Annotated in this window: 7 protein-coding genes; all 7 read right to left on the bottom strand. The window is 73.4% G+C overall.

The window, feature by feature from the left end:
* A partial coding sequence (locus tag B5D80_RS32305) for a thiamine pyrophosphate-dependent dehydrogenase E1 component subunit alpha (RefSeq protein WP_144081839.1) occupies positions 1-577 on the bottom strand: 577 nt, incomplete at its 3' end.
* Positions 574-1371, bottom strand: coding sequence for a DUF3050 domain-containing protein (locus B5D80_RS32300; protein WP_088647713.1), 798 nt, complete (start codon positions 1369-1371; stop codon positions 574-576). The genes B5D80_RS32300 and B5D80_RS32305, both read right to left, overlap by 4 nt.
* Before the next feature lie 3 nt (positions 1372-1374).
* On the bottom strand, positions 1375-2298 hold the full coding sequence (locus B5D80_RS32295; protein WP_088647712.1) for a phytanoyl-CoA dioxygenase family protein: 924 nt from the start codon (positions 2296-2298) through the stop codon (positions 1375-1377).
* Positions 2295-3407 carry a 4-hydroxyphenylpyruvate dioxygenase gene (gene hppD, locus B5D80_RS32290; RefSeq protein ID WP_088647711.1) on the bottom strand — a complete coding sequence of 371 codons (1113 nt, stop codon included), beginning with the start codon at positions 3405-3407 and terminating at the stop codon, positions 2295-2297. Before hppD ends, B5D80_RS32295 begins: the two co-directional genes overlap by 4 nt.
* Before the next feature lie 70 nt (positions 3408-3477).
* Complete coding sequence (locus B5D80_RS32285; RefSeq protein WP_088647710.1) at positions 3478-4737, bottom strand: beta-ketoacyl-[acyl-carrier-protein] synthase family protein; 1260 nt, start codon at positions 4735-4737, stop codon at positions 3478-3480.
* On the bottom strand, positions 4734-6350 hold the full coding sequence (locus B5D80_RS32280; protein ID WP_088647709.1) for a class I adenylate-forming enzyme family protein: 1617 nt from the start codon (positions 6348-6350) through the stop codon (positions 4734-4736). Before B5D80_RS32280 ends, B5D80_RS32285 begins: the two co-directional genes overlap by 4 nt.
* Positions 6347-6835 carry a beta-ketoacyl synthase chain length factor gene (locus B5D80_RS32275; RefSeq protein WP_088647708.1) on the bottom strand — a complete coding sequence of 163 codons (489 nt, stop codon included), beginning with the start codon at positions 6833-6835 and terminating at the stop codon, positions 6347-6349. The genes B5D80_RS32280 and B5D80_RS32275 overlap by 4 nt, the downstream gene beginning before the upstream one ends.
* Positions 6836-6837: the final 2 nt, after the last annotated feature.

Here is a 6837-nt window from a genome sequence, read left to right as displayed (position 1 = left end):
CGGCCCGCCCGGTGATGGTGCCGGCGACCGCGCCGGCCACCGGCATGGTGGTGGCGTAGCCGTTGTTCTCGCAGACCAGCAGCACCGGCACCTGCCAGAGCGCGGCCAGGTTGAACGCCTCCAGCAGCATCCCCTCGTTGACCGCGCCGTCACCGAAGAAACTCGCCCCCAGCACGGCGTTGCCGCGCTGCCGGTGGGCCCACACCGCGCCGGTGAGGATCGCCGGGGACGCCCCGACGATCGCGTTGGCGCCGAGCACCCCGAGGGAGAGGTCCGCCGCGTGCATGGAGCCGCCCCGGCCCCGGTTCAGTCCGGTTTCCCGGCCGCACAGTTCGGCCATCATCCGGGCCGGGTCGGCACCCTTGGCGAGCACGTGACCGTGCCCCCGGTGGGTGCCGGTGACCAGGTCCCCCGCGCCGAGCGCGGCGCACACGCCGGCGGCGATCCCCTCCTGACCGAGGTAGGGGTGGATGCCGCCGACGATGTGCCCGGAGCGGACCAGGGCGATGGCCCGCTCCTCGAACCGGCGGATGAGCCGTACGGTGCGGTAGAGCCGGGCCGGGTCGGCGTCGGTCACCGGTCGCGGCCCTCCTTGACGGCGGCGAGGATGTCGTCCCAGAGCTGGGCCCGGGCGGTCAGCGCCAGGTTGACCGTGTCGGCGCACTCCTGCCACTTGACGTCGTCGTCGCCGCACAGGTCGGCGAGCATCTGCATCGCCATCGGGGTGTGCTGCTCGCCGTCGACCTCGATGTGCCGCTCCAGGTAGTCGACGAAGGTGTGCAGCCGGTTGCTGCGCTCGTTGACCGCGACGACCTGGGTGAACATGTCGGGGATCAGGTCCTCCCGGCCGAAGGCGAACGCGGCGGCCTGGCAGTGCACCGGCGTCGACTCGATGATCTTCCAGGTGGTGGCGGCGAAGGCCCGTGACGCCTCGGGCACCCCGGCCTCGACCAGCGCGTCGGTCACCGACGTGCCGCCGCGCAGCAGGTCGACCAGCCGGTCGACGGCGGTGGTGTCCGCACCCGCCTCGCCCATCCCCCGCACGTACAGCTCGAAGTGGCTGATGTAGCCCTCGCCGAGCTCGTCGCTCTCCTCGACCATCACGATGTCGTTGATCAGCCGCCGGCTGCCGGTCGGCCCGGTGGGGATCCACGGCACCGTCACGCAGGTGAGCTGCCGCTGCAACGACTTCAGCAGGGACATGAAGTCCCAGACCGCGAAGACGTGGTGTTCCATGAAGGTGACCAACGCCTCGTGGGTGTCCAGGTTGGCGTAGAGCGGGTGCTTGACCACCACGTCGCGGCGGTCCGTCACCGCCTGCTCCAGCCGCTCGATGCCCGGATGTGTCTTACCCCAGTCGTACCGTGACATGTTCTAGCCTTCCTGCTGGGCGCGATCGCGCCAGATGACCGGGCAGTAGTCGGGGTCCGCGTAGTCCGGCCGACCCTCGGGGGTGCGGCGGACCAGCACGTCGTGGTTGTACGCGGCGAGGCTGCCGTCCGAGAGCGGGAACTCCCGGTAGGCGTTGTCGCCGTCCTGCAGGTGCAGCGAGATCGCCCGGCGCGGGCGTCCGCTGACGTTGGCGCCGCTGCCGTGGTAGGTGCGGCAGTGGTGGAAACTCATGTGCCCCTTGGGGATCACCATGGGGATCTTGCGGATCTGCGCGCCGTTGTGCGCCGCGTTCTCGGCCAGCATCTCCTCCAGCTGGTCGCGGTCCCGCTCGGCGAAGTGCCGCACGACGGTGTCGTCCGCGCCGGTCTCCGACCACCGGTGGGAGCCGTCGACCATGGTGATGGTGCCCATCTCCTCCCCGCAGTCGTGGAACGGGATGAACGCGGTCAGCATCCGCTCCGACGACGAGGACGACCAGTAGTGCTTGTCGAAGTGCCAGGGCACGATGTTGGACGGCTCGCCCGAGATCGGCGGCTTGTAGATCAGCGTGGACTGGAAGATCCGGATCTCGTCGGCCCGGGCCAGCCGGGCGGCGACCGCGCCGATCAGCGGCTTGCGCAGGATCGCGGCGATCCCGTCGTGCTCGACGTGGACGTAGTCGTTGTGCCGCTGCACCGGCCCCTTCGACGGGTCCCAGTAGGCCAGCTTCGGCGGGCGCACCGGCAGGGTGCGGTCCCGCTCGCCCTCGTAGTAGCGGTCGGTGGCCGCGGTCAGGGCGTCCACCTCGTCGTCGGTGAGCAGCTTCTTGGACAGGTACCAGCCGTGCTCGGCGTAGTGGCGCACGTCCTCGTCGGACGGGAGCAGCGCCTCCTCCTCGGCGGTCAACGTCGGATGTGTCGTGGTCATGCACCTGCTCCTCGTGCCGTGCCGGCCGCGACGGCGGGGGTCGCCCCCGCCACGGCCAGCTCCCGTTCCTTGGCCTCGTAGAGGGCCCGGATGTTGCCGCTGCCGAAGGTGCGCGCCCCCCGCCGCTCGATGAGTTCGAGGAAGAGGGTGCGCCGCACGTGCATCGACTCGGTGAAGATCTGCAGCAGCTGCCCGCCGTGGTCGGCGTCGACCAGGATGCTGAGGTCCCGCAGCCGGTCCAGTGGTGCGTCGATCTTGCCGACCCGCTGCTCCAGGTCGTCGTAGTAGGCGGCCGGGGTGCCGGCGAAGCGCACCCCGCGGGCCCCGAGCGCGCCGACCGCTCCGACGATGTCGTCGGTGCGCAGCCCCAGGTGCTGCACCCCGGCCCCGTGGTGCTCGGTGAGGAACGCGTCGATCTGGCCGGGACGCCGGCCGGCGTCCGGTTCCAGCAGCACCAGGGTGACCCGCCCGGAGGCGTCCTGCACCACCTTGGAGTTCATCGCCTGACCGGCGACCTCGATGTGCTCCTCGAAGATCTGCGCGAAGCCGAAGACCCGCTCGTAGTGCGCGACGGTGTCGTCGAGTTGGCCGGGCGGCACGCACACGGCCAGGTGGTCGATCTCGGCGAGCAGCCGCTCGTCGGCCCCGCCGCCGGCCGGGGTCGCCTCGATCGCGCCGGGCAGGAAGTCGGCCCGGTCGCCCCGGCGTTCCACCAGCCGGTGCAGCACGTCACCGAAGCCGCCCACCTCGGCGGTCACCACCTCGGCGTCCGCGCCGGTCCAGGTGCGCGGCGGGGTCACCGGCGTCGCACCCCGGGCCACCAGTTCCGCGTACGCCCCGGCGGCGTCGCCGACCTCCACCGCCACGACCGCGATCCCGTCACCGTGCCGGGCCACGTACCCCGCGGCCGGGTGCTCGGCGGTCAGGCCGGTGGTCAGCACCATCCGGATGTCGGCCTGCCCCAGCAGCAGGGACCGCTGCCCGACCAGCCCGGTCTCCGGCCCGCCCTGCCCGAGCAGGGTGAAACCGACGGCGGTACCGAAGTAGAAGGCCGCCTGCCGGGCGTCCCCCACGTACAGTTCGATGTGGTCTATTCCACGAATGTCCATCTCTCCAGCCCTTCCCCATGTCCCCCCGTGACTGCCGTCCGGGCACGTGCGGCCCGGGTCGCAGCGTCGATCACCTCCCCGGCTCGGCGGGCCGGGCGCCAGCCCCGGTGGTGCGCCGCAGCAGCAGGCTCACGTTCTGCCCGCCGAATCCGAACGAGTTGGTGAGCGCGAATTCGGCCCGGCTCGCCCGGGGCACGTCACGGACGTGGTCCGCCGGGCAGTCCGGGTCCGGGTCGTCCAGGTGGTACGTCGGCGGCAGCAGGCCGGCACGCAGTGCCAACGCGCAGGCCGCCGCCTCCACCACCCCGGACGCGCCGAGCAGGTGCCCGGTGAGCGCCTTGGTGGAGCTGACCGGCACCCCGCCGACGCCGAAGACCTTGCCCAGCGCGGTGCTCTCGGCGATGTCCCCGAGCTTGGTGCCGGTGCCGTGGGCGTTGACGTAGCCGACCTCGGCCGGCGGGATGTCGGCCCGGGCCAGGGCGGCGCGCATGCAGTCGGCCGCCCCCTCGCCGTCGGGCCGGGGCATCGTCGGGTGGTGTGCGTCGGTGGTGCTGCCGTAGCCGGCCACCTCCGCGTACGTGCGGACACCCCGGGCGGCGGCGTGCCCGGCGCGTTCCAGCACCAGCAGGGCGGCCCCCTCGGCGAGGACGAACCCGTTGCGTCGCCTGTCGAACGGGCGGCTCGCCTCGGTCGGGTCGGCCCAGCCCCGGGCCAACGCGCGGGCGTTGCCGAAGGTGTCGGCGAAGGTCGGAAAGAGCGGCGCCTCGCTGGCCCCGCAGAGCACCACGTCGGCCTCGCCGGCCCGGATCAGCCGGGCCGCGTCGGCCACCGCCTGGGCACCGGAGGCGCAGGCGGTGCCGACCGAGGAGCTGTAGCCGCGGATGCCGTGGGCGATGGCGATCCGCGCCGAGGCCATGTTGGGCAGGATGCCGGTCAGCAGGTACGGGCTGACGGCGGCCCGGCCGCGTTCGGTGCGGGCGATCACCTGCTGTTCCAGGGTGGACATGCCACCGACCCCGCCGACGACGACGCCGATCCGCGCCGGGTCGACGTCCCGGCCCACCACGATGCCCGCGTCGGCGAGCGCGTCGGCGGCGGTGAGCAGGGCGAACAGCACCACCCGGTCGAGCACCTTGGTCTCCGGGCCGGTGGCGACCGTACGCGGGTCAATCGGCGGGAGCACCCCGGCGACCTCCAGCGACTCCCGGGCCGGGTGTCCCTCGGGCGGTCGGCTCAACCCGGACCGGCCGGTGGTCAACGCGGCGAAGGTCGCGTCCACGCCCCGCCCGACGGGGCTGAACAGGCCCATGCCGGTGATGACGACGGTCATGACGACGACTCGGCGAGGTAGCGTTCCCGCAGCGCCACCTTGCGGACCTTGCCGGTGACGGTGACCGGGATGTCGTCGGCGCTCACCGGCACCACCCGGCGCAGGGTCGCCCCCACGTCCGCCCCGAGGGCGGCCCGGATCGTGTCGGTGCGGTCGACCGTCGGGTCGGCCCCGGCGGCGAGTTCCAGCAGCACGTCGGTGGTGACCGTGTCGCCGTCGGCGACGATCAGCACCGTGCAGTCGGTGACGTCGGGGCAGGCGGCGAGGACGCGTTCCTCGGACAACGCGGTGAAGTAGCGCCGCCCGTCGGGCAGCGTCACCGAGTCGACCGCCCGGTCCAGGTGGTAGTAGCGACCGTCGGCGTCGGCGTGGACCAGGTCACCGGTGAGGTACCAGCCGCGCAGCCGGAACCGGTAGCTGGTGACCGAGTCGTTCCAGTAGCCCCGGAACAGCGACGGCGAGTCGATGCCGAGGAAACCCACCTGGCCGGGGGGCAGCTCGTTGCCCTCGGCGTCGAGGACGGCCACCGTGGCGAACCGGTAGGGCCGGCCCACGCAGCGGCCGTACCGGTCGGTGTCGGTGGTGTGCGTGATGTGGAACATCGAGTGCCCCATCTCGCTGGAGCCGAGGCCGTCGATGAAGACGGAACCGGGGACCCGGGTGACGCCCTGCCGGGTGACCACGTCCCGCGAGCCGACCGCGACGAGCCGGCGGACGTGCGGCTCGTGCGAGCAGTCGCCGGTGTTGAACCACAACCGCACCGAGTCCAGGTCGTACCCGCTGAGGTCGAAGCGGGCCAGCTCGGCCCAGGTCATCGAGAAGCCGAACACCCCGTCGGGCCGCCACTGCTGGATGGCGTCGAGGACCCGTTCGCCGCCCTGCTCGGACAGCAGGAACATCTCCGCCCGGTTGCCGAGCGCCTGGTTGACCATCAGCACCGTCGCGGTGTGCGGGGCGGGCAGCGCGTTGAGGATGCGGCGCGTGCCCTGCGCCTGCGGCATGGACAGCAGGTGCCGGGTGGCGGCGAAGAGGCTGGCGTGCGAGTGCAGCACCGCCTTGGGCACCCCGGTGGTGCCGGAGGTGTGGGTGATGACGATCGGGTCGTCGGGGTGGTGCCGGTAGTGGGCGGGCGACCCGGCGGGGTCGCCGGCGCCGGCTTCCGCCGGGGTGCCGAGCAGGGGTACGCCCAGCTCGTGCCCGGCCAGCAGCCCGGTGTGCTCGGCGTCGGCGAGCACCCCGACGCCCCGCAGCCGGCGGATGTACTCGGCGGCGATCTCGGGGCGCAGCTTGCCGTTCATCAGCGCGGGGATCGCGCCGATCCGGGTCAGCGCCAGGAAGCTCAGCACCATGTCGGCGGCGGCGGTGGCCCACACGGCGACCGGGTCGCGCGGCTGCACCCCCCGGGCGTGCAGCCAGGCCGCCCGCGCGGCGACCCGCTCGTCGAGCTGCCCCAGGGTGAGCGGCTGCCCGGCCGGGTGCCCGTCGACCGGGGTGTCGAAGGTCAGCCCCGGCCCCTGCGGGTCGGCGCCGTGGGCCAGCACCCGGGCCAGCACGTTCCCCGCGCCGAGCTGCGGATCGGCGGCGAGCACCCCCCGCAGTCCCTTCGTCCTCATTGACTGTCTCCTCCCCCCAGCAGCACCGCGACCGCGCCGGTGGGCGTCGCATCGGGTGCCTCGTCGATCAGGACCAGCAACGCCTCGTCGGCGTCGCCGTCGTACAGCAGCAGTTCCCCTTCGGCGACGGCGTCGGCCCGGGGGTCACCGGTCGGGCTCAGGCACACCACCGGCCCGGTCAGCCCCCAGCGGGCGGCGACCTGCCCGGCGACGCTGTTGGGCACCGACTGGAAGAAGAACAGTGGACCGACCCGCCCCCCGGCGGCGACGGTCGACCGGACGTGCGTGGCGCTGGGCCGGTCACCGGCGGCGCTGACCAGCACCACCGCGCACCGGGTGCCGGCCGCCGCCGGGCCACCGGGCCGGCGGTCCAGGCAGCGCCCGGCCACCGCCGCGACCAGTGGCGCGAACGGCGAGTGCAGGAACCCGGGCAGCGGCGGTGGCGGCCCGTCGCCCGGCTCCGGCCAGCGCGCCTGCGCCAGCACCC

It is taken from the genome of Micromonospora wenchangensis (assembly GCF_002210435.1).
Taxonomy (GTDB): Bacteria; Actinomycetota; Actinomycetes; order Mycobacteriales; family Micromonosporaceae; genus Micromonospora; species Micromonospora wenchangensis.
This window is presented reverse-complemented; position numbering and strand designations above follow the sequence as displayed.

Excerpts from the sequence above, each read along its gene's own strand:
- B5D80_RS32300 (WP_088647713.1), bottom strand. The coding sequence starts at position 1,371 with ATGTCACGGTACGACTGGGGTAAGACACATCCGGGCATCGAGCGGCTG.
- B5D80_RS32295 (WP_088647712.1), bottom strand. The coding sequence starts at position 2,298 with ATGACCACGACACATCCGACGTTGACCGCCGAGGAGGAGGCGCTGCTC.
- hppD (WP_088647711.1), bottom strand. The coding sequence starts at position 3,407 with ATGGACATTCGTGGAATAGACCACATCGAACTGTACGTGGGGGACGCC.
- B5D80_RS32285 (WP_088647710.1), bottom strand. The coding sequence starts at position 4,737 with ATGACCGTCGTCATCACCGGCATGGGCCTGTTCAGCCCCGTCGGGCGG.
- B5D80_RS32280 (WP_088647709.1), bottom strand. The coding sequence starts at position 6,350 with ATGAGGACGAAGGGACTGCGGGGGGTGCTCGCCGCCGATCCGCAGCTC.